Source organism: Pseudomonas sp. SW-3, from assembly GCF_016615645.1.
GTDB classification, from domain to species: domain Bacteria; phylum Pseudomonadota; class Gammaproteobacteria; order Pseudomonadales; family Pseudomonadaceae; genus Aquipseudomonas; species Aquipseudomonas mandelii.
This window is the reverse complement of record NZ_CP067098.1, coordinates 396,406-419,069: the sequence shown is the minus strand read 5'-3', so window position 1 is coordinate 419,069 and position 22,664 is coordinate 396,406. Positions and strand designations below refer to the sequence as shown.

Sequence of the window (22,664 nt, the reverse complement as noted above, 5' to 3'; positions counted from 1 at the left end):
TAGCAGCATGTACCGTTGGCTAACCGAGAGTCTGGGAAACGTAAGCGTCAATCGCAAACTGGGGATCGGTTTCGGTCTGGTGCTGCTGCTGACGCTGCTGATCACCTTCACCGCCTGGACCGGCCTGACGGGCGTGATGAGCCGGGGCGACAAGCTGGGGTTCATTGCCAGCCTCAACGACCAGACCAAAGACCTGCGCCTGGCCCGTCTGGACTACGAAATGCGCCGAGGCGAACAAGGCCCGGGCGCCGTCAACGATCTGTTGAGCCAACTCGACACGGGCCTGCAAACCGCACGCAAATTGATCGAACAGCCCGCTGATGCGGCGATGATCGACCAGCAACTGGCCGCCGTCAGCCAGTACAAGCAAGCCTTCATCGCGATGACCCAGGCCGGTGCCAACCGCGAAGACGCCCGCAGCAAACTGGGCGCGACCGCCGATAACGCCGTGGCCCGCGTCGCTGAAGTCGAAAAGTCCATGCTGCAAGGCGACAGCGTCGCCGACTTCAACAGCGTGATCGACCTGAGCAAACTGATTCAGCAGGCACGCTTCCAGGTGCGCGGCTACACCTACAGCGGCAAGACCGAGGCCGAGCAACCTGCACTGGACGCCATCGACAACGCTCTGAAGAACCTCGAAAGCCTGCCCTCCAAACTGCCGGAACAGCACATTGCCAACCTGCAGCAGGCCAGCGATTCGCTCAAGGCCTATCGCGCCGCCGTCAGCCAGTTCCGCGACTCGCAAGTGGCCAGCGCCGCCGCCCTCAAGCGCATGGCCGCGCAAGGCGATATCTTGCTCGACGTCAGCAAAAAACTCACCGTGTCACAAACCATCGTCCGCGACACCGACGCCGCACACGCCAAGAACCTGCTGCTGATGGCTACCGTTCTGGCCCTGGCGTTTGGCTTGCTGGCGGCATGGGCGATCACTCGCCAGATCGTGGTTCCGCTGAACCAGACCCTCAAAGTCGCCGAACGCGTGGCGGCTGGTGACCTGACGCAAAACCTTGTTTCCGAACGTCGCGACGAATTGGGCCAGCTCCAGCGTGCCATGCAGAACATGACTCTGGGCCTGCGCGAACTGATCGGCGGTATCAGCGATGGCGTAACGCAAATCGCCAGCGCCGCCGAAGAACTGTCCGCCGTCACCGAACAGACCAGCGCCGGGGTCAACAGCCAGAAGGTCGAGACCGATCAGGTGGCCACGGCAATGAACGAAATGACGGCCACCGTGCAGGAAGTCGCGCGAAACGCCGAAGAAGCCTCCGAAGCCGCCGTCGCCGCCGATCAGCAGGCCCGCGAAGGTGACAAAGTGGTCGGAGAGGCCATCGCTCAGATCGAGCGCCTGGCCCTCGAGGTTGGCAATTCCACAGCGGCCATGGGTGATCTGAAACGCGAGAGCGACAAGATCGGCAGCGTGCTGGACGTGATCAAATCCGTGGCCCAACAAACCAACCTTCTGGCCCTCAACGCCGCGATTGAAGCCGCCCGTGCCGGTGAGGCCGGACGTGGTTTCGCGGTGGTCGCCGACGAGGTGCGCAGCCTGGCCCAGCGCACTCAGAAGTCCACCGAGGAAATCGAAGAGCTGATCGTCGGCCTGCAAACCGGCACCCAGCAAGTGGCGACCATCATGGACAACAGCCGCAGCCTGACCGACAGCAGCGTCGAACTGACCCGCCGCGCCGGTAGCTCGCTGGAAAGCATCACCCGCACAGTGTCGGCGATTCAGTCGATGAACCAGCAGATTGCCGCCGCTGCCGAGCAACAAACCGCAGTGGCCGAGGAGATCAACCGGAGCGTGCTGAACGTGCGCGATGTGTCCGAGCAGACCTCGGCAGCCAGTGAAGAGACAGCGGCGTCCAGCGTCGAGCTGGCGCGCCTGGGGACTCATCTGCAGATGCTGGTGGGCAGGTTCAAGGTTTGAAACCGAGGTGATGCCATCGCGGGCAAGCCTCGCGCCTACAGGACTTTGCGTATCGCTCGATTGAGCCACGACACAATACTGTAGGAGCGAGGCTTGCCCGCGAAGGCGTCAGGACAGGTGCTCAAGCTACAAAATCTGGCGCAAGAAGGCCTGCGCCCGCGGATCCTTCGGCGCATCGAAGAACTCGGCCGGCGAGGCATCTTCCAGCAATTTGCCGTGATCGAAGAACAGCACTCGATCCGCGACTTCCCGTGCAAAGCCCATCTCGTGGGTGACGCAGACCATGGTCATGCCTCCGTTTGCACAAGGGTTTAAGCAGGAATTGTTGCTCTAACGCTGATCGTTCACACGCTCTGTGTGGGAACGATCATCAGCGCAAAAAAAACCCCGCTTTCGCGGGGTTTCTCGTCAGGCCAACTGAGGCTGCGCACTCAGTGGTTTGAGCGGTAGCAGCGGCGCATGGGGATCGGCTTTCACCGATTTGCGCCAGGCTGCCAGCCACTCGGGATGGCCTTCATTCCAGATCTGCTCATGCAAGCGAGCCAATGCCACCGGGTCGCTCAGCAATTGCACACGCTCATTGTTGTTCAGGCCGTCAGGCCCGACTTTCAAGGCGTGACGCACCCGCTCGATGCGCAACCATTCGATCGGCTCGGCCTGACCGTGACGCGAGGTCGCCAGCGAGCACGCCAAGGCGTTCTGCTGTGGATCGACCACCGCACGGATGAAACCGTCGTTCAGTGCATGCCAACGGTTTTCGTGGGTGTACTGATCGGTTGCCAGCAACGCCTGCGGCGGATTGTATTCCTCAGGGATCAGGAACAGGCTCTCGTCACGGGACTTTAGGCCCAGGCCGACACGACTGGAAATCACCGATACCGGGATCGACAGCATCAACGAACCGACGATCGGCACCAGCCACCACAGGAAGCTCGGGTTCAGCCAGACCACTAGCAGGGCCCAGAAGAAGCCCAGCAAGGTTTGCGGACCGTGGCGCTTGACCGCTTCGCTCCATGGCGTGGAGTCGTCGTCACGTTGTGGCGAATTCCAGGTCGCGGCCCAGCCGAGGAACGCGGCGAGGACGAAACGGGTGTGGAAAATCATCCGCACCGGCGCCAGCAGCATGGAGAACAGCATCTCCAGCAGCATCGACAAGGTCACCTTGAACTTGCCACCGAACTCTTTCGCGCCCTTGGCCCAGATCAGGATGATGCTCAACAGCTTCGGCAGGAACAACAGCACAATCGTCGTCGAGAACAGCGCAATTGCTTTGTCCGGGTGCCATTGCGGCCACAGCGGATAGAGCTGACGCGGCTCAAGGAAGTACTGCGGTTCCATCAAGGTGTTGACCGCCAGCAGCGCCGTCGACAACACCAGGAAGAAGAACCATAACGGCGCCGACAGGTAAGACATCACGCCGGTCAGGAACACCGCACGGTGCACCGGGTGCATGCCCTTGACCAGGAACAGGCGGAAGTTCATCAGGTTACCGTGGCACCAGCGACGGTCACGCTTGAGTTCGTCCAGCAGGTTCGGCGGCAGTTCTTCGTAGCTGCCCGGCAAATCGTAGGCAATCCACACGCCCCAGCCGGCACGGCGCATCAGCGCAGCTTCGACGAAGTCGTGGGACAGAATCGCACCGGCAAAAGCACCTTTACCCGGCAACGGCGCCAAGGCGCAGTGCTCGATGAACGGCTTCATGCGGATGATCGCGTTGTGGCCCCAGTAGTGGGATTCACCCAACTGCCAGAAGTGCAGGCCGGCGGTGAACAACGGACCGTACACGCGGGTAGCAAACTGCTGCATACGCGCATAAAGGGTGTCCATGCCCGACGCACGCGGCGCGGTCTGGATGATCCCGGCGTCCGGCGTGGCTTCCATCAAGCGCACCAGGCTGGTCAGGCAGTCACCGCTCATCACGGAGTCCGCGTCGAGCACGACCATGTACTTGTAGTCACCGCCCCAGCGACGGCAGAAGTCGTCGAGGTTGCCGCTTTTACGTTTCACACGACGGCGACGACGGCGATAGAAAATCTTGCCGAAACCCTTGGCTTCACGGCAGACGTCCAGCCAGGCTTGCTGCTCGGCCACGCAAATGTCCGCGTCATTACTGTCACTGAGGACGAAGAAGTCGAAGCGATCCAGGTCACCCGTGGCTGCAACCGACTCGAAGGTCGCACGCAAACCGGCAAACACCCGTGGCACGTCTTCGTTGCAGATCGGCATCACCAGTGCAGTGCGCGCGTCCTTGGCAATCGGCTCGTTGCCAGCACTTTTACCGGAGATCCGGTATTTGTCGTGGCCAGTGAGCAATTCGAGGAAGCCCATCAGCGCCGTCCAGAAACCGGCCGAGACCCAGCAGAACAGAATCCCGAACAGAATCAGGATGCTGGTTTGCAGCGCATACGGCAGCACTTGCGTGACGGTTTTCAGGATCGGCTGGTGCAGAACCTCGTTCAGGTCGACGAACGACCAGCCCTGGTACGGCATGATGCCTTTCATGTACCAGCCGGCGACGATGGTCTGGCCAAGCATCAGGACCAGCAGAATGTAACGGCGGATCGAACCGACGGTGCGCCAGCGAGCCGCCGGCAGCACATTCTCGTCTTTCGGCGGGGCCGGTGGGTTGGTGCGACCGGTCAGACGCCGCCAGCCACGCACCAGAATGTTGGTGCGCCACGGCTCCGGCACGACTTTGGTCCGACGAATCGGCGGGGTGGCCTTGAGGCAAACCCGACCACTGGCGTCGACCGCCAGCATTTCCGCTTCTTCCAGTTCTTCAGCAGTGCTCAGGGTCAGGCGACGGCCCACCGAGGCTTGGGCAGCCTCGGTCGGAGCGTCGAACGTCGAAGACGACAGACGTTGGTGCAATTCGCTGAAGGACTGGCAGCCCGCGAGTTCCGCGCGCTGCTGGTCGGTCATCGGTAGATGCGCCAGATACTCGGCAAGAGTCTCTGGCTGTAGTTGAGAATTACTCATCGGCAGGCAACTGGTAGCTCCAGGTCTCGGTCAGGACTTCTTCCGTCGCTGCCGATTCCGGTGTGGCTGGGGCCGCGTCCGCAGCAACAGGCTGCTTGGCGTCTTTGTTGTCCTTGTCCTTTTCCTTGGTATCGGCAACTGGCTTCGCGTCGGCCTGCTTGGCTTCGGCTTGCTTGGCGTCCTTGGCTTCCTTGTCCGCCTTCTCTTGTTGCTTGGCGGCCACTTTATCGGCCTTGGCAACCGAAGAGTTGGAGACTGGCAGCGAGTTCTTGGCGAGGTCGCCTGGCACGATGTTCTCAACCAGTGCCGCACGCATCTCGGTAGGCTTGCCCGGATCCTTGATTTTCATCCGCAGGGTCAGGCGCCAGCCCTTGGTTTCAGGGTTGTAGCGCACGCTGTTTTCGACCAGCTCGGCATTGTCGCCCACGCTGACCTGGCTGCGAACGTCCGCGGTTTCCGGCAGTGCTGCCAGGGACGGACCTTCGAAGTCCACCAGATAGGCAACGCTGCCATCCGGCTGACGGATCAGGTTGGACTGTTTCACGTCACCCGTGGAACGCAGGGTCTGTTGGACCCAGGCGCTGTCCGGTGCGTGAAGTGCGGCTTCGTCGATGGTCCAGTGCATGCGATAGGCGACGTCCAGCGGCTGACCAGGCTCAGGCAGTTTTTCCGGGCTCCAGAACGCAACGATATTGTCGTTGGTTTCGTCGGCAGTCGGAATCTCTACCAGATCGACGGAACCCTTGCCCCAATCGCCTTTTGGTTCGATCCAGGCACTTGGGCGCTTGTCGTAGCGGTCGTCGAGGTCTTCATAGTGGCTGAAGTCGCGGCCACGTTGCAGCAAGCCGAAACCACGCGGGTTTTCGATCGAGTAGTTGCTCACGGCCAGGTGTTTTGGATTGTTCAGTGGACGCCAGATCCATTCGCCGTTGCCGGCATGAATCGACAGACCGCTGGAATCGTGCAGCTCACGACGGTAGTTCAGCACTTTCGACGGCTGGTTGGCGCCGAACAGGAACATGCTGGTCAGCGGCGCAACGCCAAGCTTGGTGACCTTGTCACGCAGGAACATGCGGGCCTTGACGTCGACAATGGTGTCGCTGCCAGGACGCAGGGTCAGACGATAAGCACCGGTGGCACGTGGCGAATCCAGCAGCGCGAAGATCACCAGGTGTTTGTCACCCGGTTTTGGCCGTTGAATCCAGAATTCGGTGAAGCGCGGGAATTCTTCGCCGGACGGTAATGCGGTATCGATGGCCATGCCGCGAGCGGACAAGCCATAGGTGTGACCCTTGCCGACAACGCGGAAGTAGCTCGCGCCGAGCATGGTCATGATTTCGTCTTGCTTGTCGGCCTTGTTGATCGGGTAAAGCACTCGGAAACCGGCATAACCCAGTTGTTCGGTAGCTTTAGGATCGAACTTCACATCGCCGAAATCGAAACGAGTTGGGTCGTATTTGATCTCTTCGACGGTGTTAGCCGTGATTTCGTTGATTTTCACCGGCGTGTCGAAGTGCATGCCCTGGTGATAGAACGAAAGCTTGAACGGGGTTTTCTGATCGGCCCACTCGGCTTTTTCAGTGCGGAAACGAATTTTTTGATAGTCCGCGAATTTCATTTCGCGGAATTCGTTCGGCAGGTTACTGCGCGGGGCTTCGTATTTTTGTCCGGCCAGCTCTTTCGCCTTGACCGATACATCCTCCAGATTGAATGCCCAAATCTGGCCGGCGCTGAGCAGGCAGAGCAGTGCTGAGCCCGCTACCAGAGCGCTTCGGAACCGTTTGGCAGTCAATTTTGGTGCATTACAGGGAGTAACAATCACGAGCAACCCTCGCCGAAAACAGATCAAAAAACCAACGGCCAGCTATCTATATGCCAGGTTGGCGAGCATTGTTCCGACTCCTATGGGGCTAAATGATTCCCCAACAGGTCTCGGACAAGTCTCTACCTAAGTCAAAATGGACCAACGAACGCTGATCCCCGTAGCGCGCGATTATCTAGTAGGCCGCGTTACAACGCATCAGGGGTAACAAAGTATTTATCGCGAAAAACCCCTGTTTTCAGTCGAAAAGCCCTGAAAAACATGTTTCAAGTGCTTTCACGTCTGTAACAGGAAGGTGACCGGGCCATCGTTGACCAGGTGCACCTGCATATCCGCGCCGAATCTACCTGATGCCACAGTGCCATGCACCTGTTTCGCTTTGCTTAATAAATAGTCGAAAAGCTCCTCGCCCAGGGCCGGAGGGGCAGCGGTCGAAAAACTCGGGCGCAACCCGCTCTTGGTGTCTGCGGCCAGGGTGAACTGCGAGACCAGCAGCAACCCGCCGCCTACATCCGCCAAAGACAGATTCATCTTGCCCTCGGCGTCACTGAATACTCGATAGTTAAGCAGTTTATGCAGAAGTTTGTCGGCGCTGGCACGAGTATCCTCGGGCTCTACCGCCACCAGCACCAATAATCCCTGATCGACCGCCCCCACCACCTCCCCCGCTACCTCGACTCGCGCGCCATGCACGCGTTGCAACAGGCCTTTCATGCTTCTTCGGGCGGCAGGTCGAGCAAGCGGCGAGCCATCTGCCCGGCGGCACGCACCAGTGCATCGGTGATGCCCGGCTCGGACGCGGCGTGGCCGGCGTCGCGGATCACCTGGAGTTCACTGTTCGGCCAGGCTTGGTGCAGTTCCCAGGCGTTGTCCAGCGGGCAGATCACGTCATAACGACCGTGGACGATCACGCCAGGCAAATGGGCGATCTTGCCCATGTCGCGAATCAGCTGGTTCGGCTCGAGGAAGGCATTGTTGGTGAAGTAGTGACATTCGATACGTGCGATGGACAATGCGCGCTGCGGCTCGGAGAAGCGATCAACCACCAGCGGATTCGGACGCAAGGTCGCGGTCCGGCCTTCCCAGGTGGACCAGGCCTTGGCCGCATGCATCTGGGCGATCTGATCGTTGCCGGTCAGGCGCTTGTGGAAAGCGCTGAGCAGGTCGCCGCGCTCATCCAATGGAATCGGCGCGACATAGTCCTGCCAGTAATCGGGGAACAGACGGCTGGCGCCACACTGGTAGAACCACTCGATTTCCTGCGGCCGGCAGAGAAAAATCCCGCGCAGGATCAGACCGTGTACACGCTCCGGGTGGGTTTGCGCGTAGGCCAGCGCCAGGGTCGAGCCCCAAGAGCCGCCAAACAGCACCCATTTTTCGATGCCCAGGTGTTTGCGAATGCGCTCAAGGTCGGCGACCAGATCCCAGGTGGTGTTGTTTTCAAGACTGGCGTGGGGCGTGGAGCGCCCGCAACCGCGCTGGTCGAAGGTCACGATGCGGTACATGTTCGGATCGAAGTACCGTCGACTCTGGGCATCACACCCGGCACCGGGGCCGCCGTGGATGAACACCACCGGCAAACCTTCCGGTGAACCGCTTTCGTCGACATACAGGGTGTGAGTTTCATCGACGGCCAGATCGTGCCGGGCGTGGGGTTTGATCTGCGGGTACAAAGTCTGCATTGCGCGCTCCGTAAGGGGTCGAGGTCATCCCTGGGGGGACTTCTATTATTCTGCCGTCCGGCATCATAAACCCGAATTACGCCAATGAGCATGCCCCTTGCAGCGTCATAACCTGTCAGCCAAAAACCCGAGCAGCGTTTCATACAGCAAGTCGACCTCGGCGACCTGGCCCCGGGCCCGCAAACAGCCATGAACCAGCCCTTTTCCATAGTAAAGCGTGGTGGGCACACCCGCGGCCTGGAGATGCTCGGCATAGAGCACGCCGTCATCGCGCAGCGGATCGAATTGCGCCACGGCAATCAATGCCGGCGGCAGCCCGCCAAAGTCTTCGACGAGCAACGGCATGGCATAGGCGCCCGGCTGTCGGGTGCCGCGCAGGTACAAGGCGTGATAACAATCCACATCGCTGCTGGCGAGCAATGGCGCGTCGATGCATTCGCTACGCGACGGCAACGAGCGATCGCCGCCCAGTCCCGGATAGATCAAAACCTGCGCCGCCGGGACCGGCTCGCCCGCATCCCGCAGCGCCAGACACAACGCAGCAGCCAGATTGCCACCGGCACTGTCCCCCGCCACCAGCGTTCGTCCGGGATCAAGCCGAAAAGGTCCGCTTCGCAGCGCGCGCCAGACGCCCAGGCAATCATTGAACGCCGCCGGAAAAGGATGTTCCGGTGCCAATCGGTAATCGACCGCGATCACCAGTGCGCCGAGTGTCGACGCCAGTTCGGCGCAGATGAAATCGTGGGATTCCAGATCCCCTACCACCCAACCACCGCCATGCAGATACACGATGCACGGTCCACCGCCGGTCGGAGGTGAAACCGGCGGCTGATAAGACCGCACCGGCACGCCGGCCAACTCGAAATCGACCACGTAGAGCCCGGCGGGACGTGGCGGAGTGAACGCCCGGCACATCGCGCTGTAGGCCTGGCGCAAACCGTCGAGGCTGCTGTCGGTGCTGTTGAAGCTGACGGTTTTCTCGACGAATGCCGACATTTTTTCAGAAATCGGGTAAGGCTTCATGGGTCTGGTGCCCGTTCAGGAGATGGGGCCAACCCCTGTGGGAGCGAGCCCCGCTCGCGAAAGCGGAGTGTCAGTCAACATTGATGTCGACTGACACTCCGTCTTCGCGAGCAGGCTCGCTCCCACAGGTTTTGCGTTTAGGGCTTCAAGCTGGCCAGAACGGTCGCCACGCCCTCCTTGCCCTCAAAGCTGGTCACACCGGCCAGCCAGCGCTGAAGGTCTTCGGGATGATCACGCAGCCATTGCCGGGCAACGTCCTGAGGCGTCTTGCGCTCCATGATCGGCACCATCAACTGGCTTTCCTGGGCGGCGGTGAAAGTCAGGTTCTCCAGCAAACGGTTCACGTTCGGGCAACGTTCGGCATAGTCCGGGGACGTCACAGTCGAGACCGTCGCTGCGCCTTCGTTGGGGCCATAAACGTCTTCGCTGCCGGTCAGGTAGGCGATTTTCATGTTGATGTTCATGGGGTGCGGGGTCCAACCGACGAACACCACGAACTCTTTACGGTTCACCGCCCGCTGAACGGCCGCGAGCATGCCGGCCTCACCGGACTCGATCAGCTTGAAGTCTTTCAAGCCGAAGTGATTGGTCTCGATCATGGTTTTGATCGTGGTGTTGGCGCCACTGCCGGGCTCGATGCCATAGATCTTGCCGCCGAGCTTGTCTTTGAACTTGGCGATGTCAGCGAAGGTTTTCAGCCCGGCGTCCGCAACGTACTGAGGCACCGCGAGCGTTGCCTGCGCGTCGGCCAGGCTCGGCTTATCCAGGACCTTCACTTGTTTGGCATCGAGGAACGGCGCGATGTTCTTGTCCATCGCCGGTTTCCAGTAACCGAGGAAGATATCGAGGCGTTTGTCGCGGATGCCGGCAAAGATGATTTGCTGCACGGCGCTGGTTTGCTTGCTTTCGTAGCCGAGGCCGTTAAGCAATACGTCAGCCATGCCGCTGGTGGCGATCACGTCGGTCCAGTTGACCACGCCCATGCGCACGGCCTTGCAGGACGCGTCGTCACTGGCCAGGACGCTAGTGCTCAGAAGAGCGGTGCCGCAGAGGATTGAGAGACAGCGGGTGAACAAACCTTTGGTGCTTGTCATAGAGAGCGTTCTCGTGCGGCAGATTATTGTGAGGGCCGGTGTCTTCTTGCACCGTGACCAGCACATTACGCAGCGTCGAGAGGGTAAAAGCGAACTGTAGCGACCGAGATTTGCACGGTGGCGACCGTTCCGCTCAGGTAGCGAGACCAACCCCACCCTGTGGCGAGGGAGCTTGCTCCCGCTGAGTTGCGAAGCAGTACCCAACCCATTCAACCGAGTGTTATCAGATACACCCGACTCGCCGGGTTTACGACGGCTTCGCCGCCGAGCGGGAGCAAGCGCCCTCGCCACAAAAGCGCGCTCCCACAGGGTTATGCGTTGTAGTGCTTTTGGCCCCAGGCCAGCAGACCTTGCAGCAATTCCTTGAGCACAACCTGCGTCGGCGCCGCCAGGTCCGGGCGATAGCGAAACGGCTCAAACTCTTCCATGTACGTGCACTGCCCTAGCTCCAGTTGCACCGCATGAATGTTTTCGGCCGGGTTGCCGTAATGCCGGGTGATGTGGCCGCCCTTGAAGCGACCGTTCAGCACGTGGCTGTAATCGGTGTGCCTGGCGCAGATCGCTTCCAGCTGAGTAGCCAACTGTGGATCGCAACTGGCGCCGTTGAAGGTGCCGAGGTTGAAGTCCGGCAGCTTGCCGTCGAACAGGTGCGGGATGATCGAGCGGATCGAATGCGCATCGAACAGCAGCGCGTAGCCGAACTCGGCTTTGAGTCGCGCCAGTTCGTTCTGCAGGGTGGTGTGATACGGCGTCCACACCTGCTCCAGATACGTCGCTCGTTCCGCCGCCGACGGTTCCATCCCTTCACGGAACAACGGAATACCGTCGAACAGCGTCGCCGGATACAGACCGGTGGTGGCGCCGACATACAGCGGCTTGTCGTCAGACGGACGGTTCAAGTCGATGACGAAGCGCGAGTACTCGGCAGCCAATGTACTGGCGCCCAGTTCGGCAGCGAACTCATAAAGTTGGGGAATGTGCCAGTCCGTGTCCGGCAGGCTGCGCGCATCGGGGATCAACCCGGCTTCCACCGCCGGAGTCAGGCGCAGGCCGGCGTGGGGCATGCTGATCAGCAGCGGCACGCGACCTTGTTTGAAGTTCAGAACCTTATCCACAACTGCTCTCCTAAACGCTCGTTTCGACGCCGTGACGCACGACGCGTTTTTCCAGGTCACCGCCCAGCCAGTACGACAGATCGGCGGGACGATCGATTTGCCAGGCGACGAAATCCGCGACCTTGCCGGCTTCCAGCGAACCGTGAGTGTCAGCCATGCCCAGCGCGGTGGCGGCATGAATGGTCGCGCCCGCCAAGGCTTCTTCCGGGGTCATGCGGAAACAGGTGCAGGCCATGTTCAGCATCAAGCGCAACGACAGCGCCGGTGACGTGCCGGGGTTGAGGTCGCTGGCGATGGCGATTTTCACGCCGTGTTTGCGCAGGGCATCCATCGGTGGCAACTGGGTTTCACGCAGGAAGTAAAACGCACCGGGTAGCAGCACCGCGACGGTGCCGGATCTGGCCATGGCGATGGCGTCGTCTTCGGTCATGAATTCCAGGTGATCGGCCGACAGAGCGTGGTAACGCGCCGCCAGGCTCGAACCGTGCAGCGACGACAATTGCTCGGCGTGCAGCTTCACCGGCAGACCCAGTTCTTGTGCGGTGATGAACACCCGCTCGACCTGTGCCGGCGAAAAGGCCAGGTATTCGCAGAACGCGTCCACCGCATCCACCAACCCTTCGGCGGCCAGGGCCGGGAGCATTTCAGCGCAGATGTGATCGATGTAGTCGTCGGCGCGATCCGCATATTCCGGTGGCAACGCATGAGCGGCCAGGCACGTGCTGCGCACGCTGACCGGCAGTTCGGCGCCGAGACGACGGATGACTCGCAGGATCTTGCGTTCACTGGCCAGGTCGAGGCCGTAGCCGGATTTCATTTCGACCGTGGTCACGCCGTCGCGCATCAGGCTTTTCAGACGCTTGGCGGCGCTGGCGAACAGCTCATCTTCGGTCGCTGCACGGGTGGCGCGCACGGTGCTGGCGATGCCGCCACCGGCTGCTGCAATTTCCGCGTAGCTGACACCTTTCAGGCGCTGTTCGAATTCACCGCTGCGGTTACCGCCGAACACCGTGTGGGTGTGGCAGTCGATCAGGCCCGGGGTGACCCAGGCCCCTTTCAAATCATTGACCGCCGGGTACTCACCCGACGGCAGTTCACTGCGCGGGCCGACCCACTCAATGTGCGCACCGGACGTCACGATGGCCGCATCCTCGATGATCGAGTAGACGCCTTGCGCCATGGTTGCGACGTGGCAGTGTTGCCAGAGAGTTTTCATCCCGAGTTCCTCGTCTTTGATCGTTCCCACGCTCCACGTGGGAATGCCTCTAGGGACGCTCTGCGTCCGGTGACGCGGAGCGTCACGGGCGGCATTCCCACGCAGAGCGTGGGAGCGATCGGTGGGTGGGGGTTAAAGGCTCGGCAAAAGCCTGGCCGACACCAGTTCATTCAGGCAACGCGTGGCCAACAGTTCAGTCGCCGCATTGATGTCCGGCGCAAAGAAGCGATCCTTCTCATAGAACGGCACTTCTTTACGCAGAATCCCACGGGCGTTTTCCAGCTTCGCCGAAGTCTTCAGACCTTCACGCAAATCCAGCCCCTGAACCGCCGCCAACCATTCCACCGCCAACACACCGCGCGTGTTTTCAGCCATTTCCCACAAGCGCTTGCCGGCAGCCGGTGCCATCGATACGTGATCTTCCTGGTTCGCGGAAGTCGGCAGGCTGTCCACCGAATGCGGATGGGACAACGCCTTGTTCTCGCTAGCCAGTGCCGCCGCAGTCACTTGGGCGATCATGAAACCGGAGTTCACCCCGCCATTGGCCACCAGGAACGGCGGCAGTTGCGACATGTGCTTGTCCATCATCAGCGAGATGCGGCGTTCGCTCAGGGAACCGATTTCAGCGATAGCCAGGGCCATGTTGTCAGCGGCCATGGCCACCGGTTCGGCGTGGAAGTTACCACCGGAGATCACGTCGCCTTCAGCGGCGAAGACCAGAGGGTTATCGGAAACGGCGTTGGCTTCGACGGCCAGCACTTCGGCCGCCTGACGGAACTGAGTCAGGCAGGCGCCCATGACTTGCGGCTGGCAGCGCAGGGAGTACGGGTCCTGGACCTTTTCGCAGTTCTGATGCGAGTCGGATACTTCACTGCGCTCGCCCAGCAGATCACGGTAGGCGGCAGCGGCGTCGATCTGGCCTTTCTGGCCACGGGCGGCGTGGATGCGCGCGTCGAACGGCGAACGCGAACCCAGCACGGCTTCGACCGTCAGGGCACCAATCGCCACGGCACCGGCGAACAGATCTTCGCCTTCGAACAGACCGCGCAGCGCATAAGCGGTCGACACCTGAGTACCGTTGAGCAGCGCCAGGCCTTCTTTCGCCGCCAGGGTCAACGGCGTCAGGCCGGCGACTTTCAGTGCTTCAGTCGCTTCCATCCACTCGCCTTTGTAGCGGGCCTTGCCTTCACCCAGCAACACCAGGGACATGTGGGCCAAAGGCGCCAAATCGCCGGACGCACCGACTGAACCTTTCAATGGAATGTGCGGGTAAACCTCGGCGTTGATCAGCGCGATCAACGCGTCAATCACGACGCGGCGAATGCCGGAGAAACCACGGCTCAGGCTGTTGACCTTGAGCACCATGACCAACCGCACCAGCGCGTCGCTGATCGGCTCGCCGACACCGGCGGCATGGGACAGCACCAGCGAGCGCTGCAGGTTTTCCAGGTCTTCGCTGGCGATGCGGGTCGAAGCCAGCAGGCCGAAACCGGTGTTGATGCCGTAGGCGGTGCGGTTCTCGGCGAGGATCTGTTCCACGCAGGCAACGCTGGCTTCGATCTGCTTTGATGCACTGTTGTCGAGGGTGATTTTGACCGGTTGCTGATAGATATCACGCAGTTGGGCAAGGCTCAGTTGGCCGGGAATCAAATTTAGCGCAGTCACTTTTATTCTCCTTTTGAGAGTCTTTTTGTTAACTAACCAGACGCTCCGGAAATGTCCGTTGTCCGTCGCTTCCCGCCTCGTGGGGGGCTGGCGCCTTGGCACGCTGGTTTGATGTAGGAATCAGTTGAGGTTCGGTAACGCCTTGTGCAGCAAAATCGGATCTTTCAACACGCCGGCAGCGGCGGCGATGTCCGGCGCCAGCCAGCGGTCCTGGTCATAGGCCGGGACGCGTTCACGCAGCAGACGCCACGCGGCATCGGTGCCTGCGCCAAAACGCTGTTCCTTGAGAAATTCAAACGCCTGGGCCGCCAGCAGGTACTCGATGGCGAGGATCTGCGTGCAGTTTTCCAAGGCACGATGCAGCTTCAGCGCCGCGTTGGTGCCCATGCTCAAGTGGTCTTCCTGCAGGCCCGAGGTGACGTAGTTGTCGAGCACGGCCGGTTGCGCCAATTGGCGATTTTCCGCGCACAGCGACGCGGCGACGTACTGGACGATCATCATTCCGGAATTTACCCCGGGGTTGGCCACCAAAAACGCTGGCAGACCACTGACGTGCGGGTTGATCAGGCGGTCCAGGCGACGCTCGGCGATGGAGCCGATTTCGGCCATGGCGATGGCCAGCAAATCCGCCGCCAGGGCCACGGATTGGCCATGCGGGTTGGCTTGGGACATGACACGGAAGTTGTCTGGCGTACCCAGCAGCAACGGGTTGTCGGTGCAGCCGTTGAGTTCGGTTTCGATCTGGCGGATCGCGTGCGTCAGTTGATCCCGTGCAGCACCGTGGACTTGCGGGATTGAACGGATGCTCAACGCATCCTGCGTGCGAATGCCTTTGCTCGATGCAATCACTTCACTGCCATCCAGCAACGCTCGCAGATTGATGCCGACCTGCTGCATGCCCGGATGCGCTTTGAGCGCAATAATTTCGGCATCGAACGCCGCGATCTGGCCACGCTGGGCTTCGAAACTCATGGCGCCGATCACGTCGGCCCATTGCACCAGGCGCGTCGCATCGGCAATCGCCAGACAGCTGAGGCCGGACATGCACGGCGTGCCGTTGACCAGGCACAAGCCATCTTTGGCCCCCAACTGAACCGGTTGCAGTCCTTCTTCGGCCAGGGCTTGCTGGGCGGTAACGATCTGCCCGCGATAACTGACATTGCCGACACCCAACAGCGCGATGCTGATGTGCGCCATGTGGGTCAGGTAACCGACCGAACCCTGGGACGGCACTTGCGGGGTGATGCCGCGATTGAGCAGCGCCAGGAGGGCTTCGACCACCCGGCGATGAATGCCGGATTTGCCATGGCTGTAATTGCGGATCGCCGCGCACATGATTGCACGGGTCTGCTCGTCGGCCAGCGGAGCGCCAACGCCACAAGCGTGGCTGAGCAAGGTGTTGCGCGACAGCTGGCTCAGTTGTTCGTCTTTGAGCGAGACGTTGCACAACGCACCCAGGCCCGTGTTGACGCCATACGCTCGCTCGCCGCTGGCGACGATGCGCTGGACGATCGCCTGGGCATTCTCGATCCGCGCCCAGGCCTGGGCCGACAGCTCAAGCTGAGCGCCATGACGGGCGACGGCAACCACATCCTGCCAACGCAACGGGGCGTCGGCGATAACGATTTTTTCAGCCTGGGACATCTTTGACCTCTTACCTGAATATTGATGCAGCTTTGCCGACGCTTTCGCGAGCAGGCTCGCTCCCACAGGGTACGCATTCCAATTGTGGGAGCGAGCCTGCTCGCGAATAGGCCGGCACAACCGCCGCAAACCTTTAAACCACCGCCGCCCGACGCTGGACGAACCGGTCCACATACTCATCCGCCGGCGAATGCAGGATCTCTCTCGGCGTGCCCACCTGGATCAGGCGGCCGTCCTTGAGGATCGCGATGCGGTTACCTATGCGCACGGCCTCATCGAGGTCGTGGGTGATAAAGACGATGGTCTTGTGCAGGGTCTTTTGCAGTTCCAGCAACTGGTCCTGCATCTCCGCGCGGATCAACGGATCAAGCGCACTGAAGGCCTCGTCCATCAGGATGATGTCGGTGTCTGCCGCCAGGGCGCGGGCCAGGCCAACACGCTGACGCATGCCGCCCGAGAGCTGGTGCGGGTATTTGTTTTCGTAGCCTTTCAGGCCCACGGTATTGATCCAGTGCAGCGCACGCTCGGAGCACATTTGCTTGCTCTCGCCACGCACTTTCAGGCCGTAGGCGACATTGTCGATCACGGTCTTGTGCGGCAGCAGGCCGAAGCTCTGGAACACCATGCTGATCTTGTGCCGGCGAAATTCGCGCAGGGCTTCCATGTCGTATTGCAGGATGTCCACGCCGTCCACCAGGATCGCGCCGCTGGTGGGGTCGATCAGGCGGTTGAAGTGGCGCACCAGGGTCGATTTGCCGGAACCCGACAGGCCCATGATCACGAAGATCTCGCCGGTGCCGATGCTCAACGACAAGTCGTTCACGCCGACCACGCAGCCGGTTTCGGCCAGCACCTGATCCTTGGTTTTGCCCTGGCCAATCATGCCCAGCGCGTCCTTGGAGCGGTTGCCGAAAATCTTGAAGACGTTTTTGACTTCGATTTTGCTCACGGTTGCGTCGTTCATTTGCTCACCTCATGCCGTGGCCGACCATACGCCTGAGTAATGCGGTCGATGACCACTGCCAGAATCACGATCGCCAGACCGGCTTCCAGGCCACGTCCGACGTTGAGGGTCTGAATCCCCACCAACACGTCTTCACCCAAGCCACGGGCGCCAATCATCGAGGCAATCACCACCATCGACAGGGCCATCATGGTGGTCTGGTTGATCCCGGCCATGATGCTCGGCAGGGCCAGCGGCAGTTGCACGCCAAACAGTTGTTGCCAACGGTTGGCACCGAAGGCGTTGATCGCCTCCATCACTTCACCGTCCACCTGGCGGATGCCCAGGTCGGTCAGGCGGATCAGCGGTGGCGCAGCGTAGATCACGGTAGCGAAAATCGCCGGCACCTTGCCCAGGCCGAACAGCATCAGCACCGGGATCAGGTACACGAAACTCGGCATGGTCTGCATGATGTCCAGCAACGGCATCAGCACCGAACGCAGGCGATTGCTGCGTGCCGAGAGAATGCCCAGCGGGATGCCGATCAGCACCGAAATGACCGTGGCCACCATCATCAGCGCCAGGGTCTGCATTAGCTTGTCCCAGAGGCCGACCGCACCCACCAGGAACAGCAGGCCGACGATGACTGCCGTGGTCACCACTTTACGAGTCGCGTGCCAGGCAACGCCCGCCACGATGGCCAGCATCAGCCACCAGGGCGCCGCACGCAGCAACCCTTCAAGATTGACGATGGCCCACAACAGGGTGTCGGAGATATGCCGGAACACATCGCCGTAGTTGGTGACCAGCGAATCGACCCAACCGTTGACCCAGTCGGCGATGGAAAAGGTAAAGCTTTCGGGAAACATAAGAGACTCTCAATCAAGGGGTTGCGATCAAGCACCCGACTGCCGTTGCCGACAGTCGGAGAGGCCCAACCTACAAGGCCGCGTCGATTTTCTTGGCTGCGTCTTCGCTTACCCATGCGTGCCAGACTTCAGGATGTTCCTTCAAGAAGATCTTGGCCAGTTTTGGCGACTCGATCCGCTCTTTGGCCATGCGCCCGAGGTTCTGGTTGAGCAGGTCGATCGGCAGGTTGACCTTTTCCAGCACCGCCACCAGTTCCGGGGCTTGCTCGTGGAACGTCTTGGACAGGCCGACCTTGATGGTCACTTCCTTGTTCACGCCTGGTTTTTCTTCAAGCTTGACCAGGTCGACCTGGCCCATCAGCGGGGTGGGCGACCAGTAGTAGAACAGGATCGGCTCTCCACGCTTGTAGCTCGACAGCACCGCGGCATCCAGCGCCGGGCCGGTGCCCGGACGGAAGTTGGTGTAGGTACTTTCCAGGCCGTAGCTTTTCAGCATTTCGCTGTTGTCGAGTTCACAGGTCCAGCCGGCCGGGCAGTTGTAGAAACGGCCCTTGGAAGGCTCTTCCTGGTCCTTGAACACGGCGGCGTATTTACCCAGGTCGGCGATTGCTTTCAGGTCCGGGGCCTTGGGCTCCAGCTTGCGCTTGGCGTCGCCTTCGATCACGTAGCGCGGCACGTACCAGCCTTCGATTGCGCCAACGACCGGAGCGCCGACACCGACAACCTTGCCGGCCTTCTCGGCCTTGTTCCAGACTTCGCTGCGGCCAACCCACTCTTCGGCGAACACTTGAATGTCGTTGCTGCTCAGGGCGTTTTCCATGGTGATGGAGTTGCCCGGCAGGCTGTCGGTCTTACAGTCGTAGCCCTTCTCCAACACGATTTGCATCACGTCGGTCAGCAGCATGCCACTTTCCCAGTTCAGGCCGGCGAACTTCACCGGTTTGCCCGACTCGCACCAACCGGCAGCCTGAGTGGCGCCGGCGCTGGCGAGCAGGCCCATGGACAGCAATGTGGTCAGCAGGGTCTTGTTCGATTTCATTGTAGTGACGCTCCTAATCATGAATTGGCTTACGGCAGTCAAGAGGCATCCAGCCCTGTCCACGTCCAATCAGGCCTGCGCCGCAGCGCGACCAGCCCCACTTGTTTTTTGTTGTACAACGCTGTCCTGCTCAACCGGCAGAATCAGGTGATCGGGTACCGAGCCGTGCCATTTTTTCGCACAGACGTAGTACAGGGCTGCGGGAAGCACCAGACCGATGATCCAGGAAATATCCACACCACCCAGGGTTTCCACCAGCGGACCGGTATAGAACTTGGTGGCGATGAACGGCAGTTGTACCAGCACACCGAAGACATAGATGCTGATGCCGAGTGGGTTCCAACGGCCATAGCGACCCTTTGGATCGGCCAGCGCCGGCACGTCATAACGCTCGCGAGTGATGCAGTAGTAGTCCACCAGGTTGATCGCGCTCCATGGCGTAAAGAACGCCAGCAGGAACAGGATGAAGGACTTGAACGCACCGAGGAACGAGTGCTGACCGAGCAACGCGATCAGGGTGGCCGTACCGACGATGAACAGCACGAACACCAGACGTTGCAAGCGCGATACCTGCAGGTGACCACGGAAACCGCTGATGATGGTCGCGATGCACATGAAGCTGCCGTAGGAGTTCAGCGTGGAGATGGTGACCTTGCCGAACGCGATGCTGAAATACAGCAGCGCAGCGGTGGCACCGGTGCCGCCCAGACCCACGATATAGGCCACTTCGTGGCCGGCGAATTGTCCGTTGGCCGAAGCGGCGGCAAACACGCCGAGGATCATCGCCACCTGTGCACCAATCACCGAACCCGCGCCAGCGGCGAAAAAGGTTTTCACCGAGGAAGTCTTGCTCGGCAGGTAGCGCGAGTAGTCAGCCACGTAAGGACCGAAGGCGATCTGCCAGGATGCCGCGAGGGACACCGCAAGCAGGAAGCTGCTCCAGCTGAAGTGGCGGATTTGCAGGAGTGCACCCACATCAGTCTGGCTCATCAGACGGCTGAACAGATAAACAAAGGCAATCACGCCGATGACGCTGGCGACACGGCCGATGAAATGGATCACCCGATAACCGAGCACCGTGACCAGCACGATGACACTGGCGAAGATGAGGATACCGACGCTGTCGCTGACGCCAAACAACTGGCCCAGCGCCTGGCCGGAAAGCACGGTTCCCGTTGCGGTGAAGCCCAGGTACATCAGGCAGACCAGCACGATTGGGATGGCCGCACCATAAACGCCGAACTGTACGCGGCTGGAGATCATCTGCGGCAGGCCAAGTTTTGGCCCTTGCGCTGCATGCAACGCCATCACGCCACCGCCCAGCAGTTGACCGATCAGCAGACCGATCAGCGACCAGAACACATCACCGCCCAGCACCACGGCGAGCGCCCCGGTGACAATCGCGGTGATCTGCAGGTTGGCACCCATCCACAGGGTGAACTGGCTTAACAGACGACCGTGTCTTTCCGCTTCCGGGATGTAGTCGATCGAACGTGTCTCGATCAACGGTTTACTGCCTGCACGATCGTCATTAACAGCCATTGTTCAACCTCTGTGGATTGTTTGTCGGTGTTGGTGATCCCTGTAGGAGCGAGCGATGCGGGGCGCCGTATCGCTCACTCCTACAGGTTTTGCATCAGGCCAAAGCCTGGTTTATTTGCCGGTAATCATCGGCAGGTTCAGCCCTTGTTCCTTGGCGCAGTCGATCGCGATCTGGTAACCGGCATCGGCGTGACGCATGACACCGGTGGCCGGGTCGTTGTGCAGGACGCGAGCGATACGCTCGGCCGCTTCGTCAGTACCGTCGCAGACAATCACCATGCCCGAATGCTGGGAGAAGCCCATGCCGACGCCGCCGCCGTGGTGCAGGGAAACCCAGGTCGCGCCGCTCGCAGTGTTGAGCAAGGCGTTGAGCAGTGGCCAGTCGGACACGGCGTCGGAGCCATCCTGCATCGATTCGGTTTCGCGGTTCGGGCTGGCGACCGAACCGGAGTCCAGGTGGTCGCGACCGATCACGATCGGCGCGGACAACTCGCCGCTGCGCACCATTTCGTTGAACGCCAGACCCAGCTTGGCGCGCTGGCCCAGGCCAACCCAGCAGATTCGGGCCGGCAGCCCCTGGAAGCTGATGCGCTCGCGGGCCATGTCCAGCCAGTTGTGCAGGTGGGCGTCGTCCGGGATCAGTTCTTTGACCTTGGCGTCGGTCTTGTAGATGTCTTCAGCGTTACCCGACAGTGCAGCCCAACGAAATGGACCGATGCCGCGGCAGAACAGCGGACGGATGTAAGCCGGTACGAAACCCGGGAAGTCGAATGCGTTCTCGACGCCTTCTTCTTGCGCCATCTGACGGATGTTGTTGCCGTAGTCGAAGGTCGGAATACCCATTTTCTGGAATTCGAGCATCGCTTTAACGTGCACGGCCATCGATTGCTTGGCGGCTTTGACCACGGCAGCAGGCTCGGTCTTGGCGCGAGCGCGGTACTCTTCCCAGGTCCAGCCGGCTGGCAGGTAACCGTTGAGCGGGTCGTGGGCGCTGGTCTGGTCGGTGACCATGTCCGGGCGCACGCCGCGCTTGACCAGTTCCGGCAGGATTTCTGCCGCGTTACCCAGCAGCGCGATGGAAATCGCCTTGCCTTCCTTGGTGTATTTTTCGATGCGGGCCAGGGCGTCGTCGAGGTCGGTGGCTTGTTCATCGACATAGCGGCTGTTCAGGCGGAAATCGATGCTCACCTGTTGGCATTCGATGTTCAGCGAGCAAGCACCGGCCAGGGTTGCAGCCAGAGGCTGAGCGCCACCCATGCCGCCGAGGCCTGCGGTCAGGACCCAACGACCTTTCAGGTCATCGTTGTAATGTTGGCGACCGGCTTCGACGAAGGTTTCGTAAGTGCCCTGGACGATGCCCTGGCTGCCGATGTAAATCCAGCTGCCGGCGGTCATCTGGCCGTACATGGCCAGGCCTTTGGCGTCGAGTTCGTTGAAGTGCTCCCAGCTCGCCCAGTGTGGCACCAGGTTGGAGTTGGCAATCAGCACGCGCGGAGCATTGGTGTGTGTCTTGAACACGCCGACCGGCTTGCCGGATTGCACCAGCAGGGTCTCGTCGTCATTCAGGTTGGTCAGGCTTTCGACGATCTTGTCGTAGCATTCCCAGTTACGCGCCGCACGACCGATACCACCGTAAACCACCAGTTCTTTAGGGTTCTCGGCAACTTCCGGGTCGAGGTTGTTCATCAGCATGCGCAGCGGCGCTTCGGTCAGCCAGCTCTTGGCGGTCAGCTTGTTACCGCGGGCGGCACGGATTTCAACATCACGGTATTTAGTAGGTTTCTGGGTATTGTCAGTCACGAAAAAGACTCCTCAGCGATCAATCCAAACCAACCCTGGCGGTGGGTAAGCCAGCCTGTGCGCACTGTTGCGCCACAAGCGAATCAGTGGACGTTGCGAGGAGTCTCGGTCGACTCATACGCATACGTCTTTACTTGTACATACAAGCATATGCAATCAAGCGGCCAACTTGTTGGAGGGCCGTTCAAGAAAAGTTTTAAACGGGCTGGAACGCGCCTGGATCAAGGGTTCTGGCAACGATGAAATTTTTCGGGGGATTTTGCGAGGGGGGGTGACTGCTGTTACTTGGGCATGGTTTTGCGCCACG

At 60.6% G+C, this 22,664-nt stretch carries 16 protein-coding genes and 2 pseudogenes; 2 read left to right on the top strand and 16 right to left on the bottom strand.

Annotated features, from left to right (window positions below):
- Positions 1 to 7: 7 nt before the first annotated feature.
- Positions 8 to 1,018, top strand: a pseudogene (locus JIO00_RS30055) (methyl-accepting chemotaxis protein); the annotation flags it as partial.
- A 33-nt stretch (positions 1,019 to 1,051) separates the two neighbouring features.
- Positions 1,052 to 1,924: a methyl-accepting chemotaxis protein gene (locus JIO00_RS30050; protein ID WP_370655189.1), complete on the top strand. Its 873-nt coding sequence runs from the start codon at positions 1,052 to 1,054 to the stop codon at positions 1,922 to 1,924.
- A 126-nt stretch (positions 1,925 to 2,050) separates the two neighbouring features.
- Here JIO00_RS30050 and JIO00_RS01865 read toward each other — a convergent pair.
- The 16 genes and pseudogenes from JIO00_RS01865 to hutU form a co-directional block, all read right to left on the bottom strand.
- A pseudogene (locus tag JIO00_RS01865) lies at positions 2,051 to 2,218 on the bottom strand (peptide ABC transporter ATP-binding protein); the annotation flags it as partial.
- A gap of 114 nt (positions 2,219 to 2,332) precedes the next feature.
- Positions 2,333 to 4,903, bottom strand: coding sequence for a glucans biosynthesis glucosyltransferase MdoH (gene mdoH / locus JIO00_RS01860; RefSeq protein WP_010464496.1), 2,571 nt, complete (start codon positions 4,901 to 4,903; stop codon positions 2,333 to 2,335).
- Positions 4,896 to 6,725 carry a glucan biosynthesis protein G gene (locus JIO00_RS01855; protein ID WP_010464497.1) on the bottom strand — a complete coding sequence of 610 codons (1,830 nt, stop codon included), beginning with the start codon at positions 6,723 to 6,725 and terminating at the stop codon, positions 4,896 to 4,898. The genes mdoH and JIO00_RS01855 overlap by 8 nt, the downstream gene beginning before the upstream one ends.
- 276 nt (positions 6,726 to 7,001) lie before the next feature.
- Complete coding sequence (gene dtd, locus JIO00_RS01850; RefSeq protein WP_010464499.1) at positions 7,002 to 7,439, bottom strand: D-aminoacyl-tRNA deacylase; 438 nt, start codon at positions 7,437 to 7,439, stop codon at positions 7,002 to 7,004.
- The gene (pip, locus tag JIO00_RS01845) at positions 7,436 to 8,407 is read right to left on the bottom strand and encodes a prolyl aminopeptidase (protein WP_010464501.1); all 972 of its coding nucleotides are present in this window, start codon (positions 8,405 to 8,407) and stop codon (positions 7,436 to 7,438) included. The genes dtd and pip overlap by 4 nt, the downstream gene beginning before the upstream one ends.
- Before the next feature lie 105 nt (positions 8,408 to 8,512).
- Positions 8,513 to 9,430 (bottom strand): alpha/beta hydrolase, encoded by a 918-nt coding sequence (locus tag JIO00_RS01840; protein WP_200667499.1) that lies wholly within the window; start codon positions 9,428 to 9,430, stop codon positions 8,513 to 8,515.
- Between the two features lie 137 nt (positions 9,431 to 9,567).
- Positions 9,568 to 10,524, bottom strand: a complete 957-nt coding sequence (locus JIO00_RS01835) for a choline ABC transporter substrate-binding protein (protein ID WP_083375236.1) — start codon at positions 10,522 to 10,524, stop codon at positions 9,568 to 9,570.
- Positions 10,525 to 10,835: 311 nt separating this feature from the next.
- Entirely contained in the window at positions 10,836 to 11,639 is an 804-nt protein-coding gene (hutG, locus tag JIO00_RS01830; RefSeq protein ID WP_010464507.1) for an N-formylglutamate deformylase, read from the bottom strand.
- Positions 11,640 to 11,649: 10 nt separating this feature from the next.
- Positions 11,650 to 12,855 (bottom strand): imidazolonepropionase, encoded by a 1,206-nt coding sequence (gene hutI, locus JIO00_RS01825; protein WP_102593472.1) that lies wholly within the window; start codon positions 12,853 to 12,855, stop codon positions 11,650 to 11,652.
- A gap of 132 nt (positions 12,856 to 12,987) precedes the next feature.
- The gene (hutH, locus tag JIO00_RS01820) at positions 12,988 to 14,520 is read right to left on the bottom strand and encodes a histidine ammonia-lyase (protein ID WP_010464511.1); all 1,533 of its coding nucleotides are present in this window, start codon (positions 14,518 to 14,520) and stop codon (positions 12,988 to 12,990) included.
- 120 nt (positions 14,521 to 14,640) lie between these two features.
- Positions 14,641 to 16,164: a histidine ammonia-lyase gene (gene hutH, locus JIO00_RS01815; protein WP_200667497.1), complete on the bottom strand. Its 1,524-nt coding sequence runs from the start codon at positions 16,162 to 16,164 to the stop codon at positions 14,641 to 14,643.
- Between the two features lie 133 nt (positions 16,165 to 16,297).
- A complete protein-coding gene (locus JIO00_RS01810; protein ID WP_010464516.1) occupies positions 16,298 to 17,128 on the bottom strand; it encodes a quaternary amine ABC transporter ATP-binding protein in 831 nt (276 codons plus the stop codon).
- The gene (locus JIO00_RS01805; protein ID WP_010464518.1) at positions 17,125 to 17,976 is read right to left on the bottom strand and encodes an ABC transporter permease; all 852 of its coding nucleotides are present in this window, start codon (positions 17,974 to 17,976) and stop codon (positions 17,125 to 17,127) included. The genes JIO00_RS01810 and JIO00_RS01805 overlap by 4 nt, the downstream gene beginning before the upstream one ends.
- Positions 17,977 to 18,046: 70 nt before the next feature.
- Positions 18,047 to 19,015: an ABC transporter substrate-binding protein gene (locus JIO00_RS01800; protein WP_010464521.1), complete on the bottom strand. Its 969-nt coding sequence runs from the start codon at positions 19,013 to 19,015 to the stop codon at positions 18,047 to 18,049.
- A 69-nt stretch (positions 19,016 to 19,084) separates the two neighbouring features.
- Entirely contained in the window at positions 19,085 to 20,557 is a 1,473-nt protein-coding gene (locus JIO00_RS01795) for a purine-cytosine permease family protein (RefSeq protein ID WP_010464523.1), read from the bottom strand.
- A gap of 111 nt (positions 20,558 to 20,668) precedes the next feature.
- Complete coding sequence (gene hutU / locus JIO00_RS01790) at positions 20,669 to 22,357, bottom strand: urocanate hydratase (protein WP_083375241.1); 1,689 nt, start codon at positions 22,355 to 22,357, stop codon at positions 20,669 to 20,671.
- Between the last annotated feature and the right edge of the window lie 307 nt (positions 22,358 to 22,664).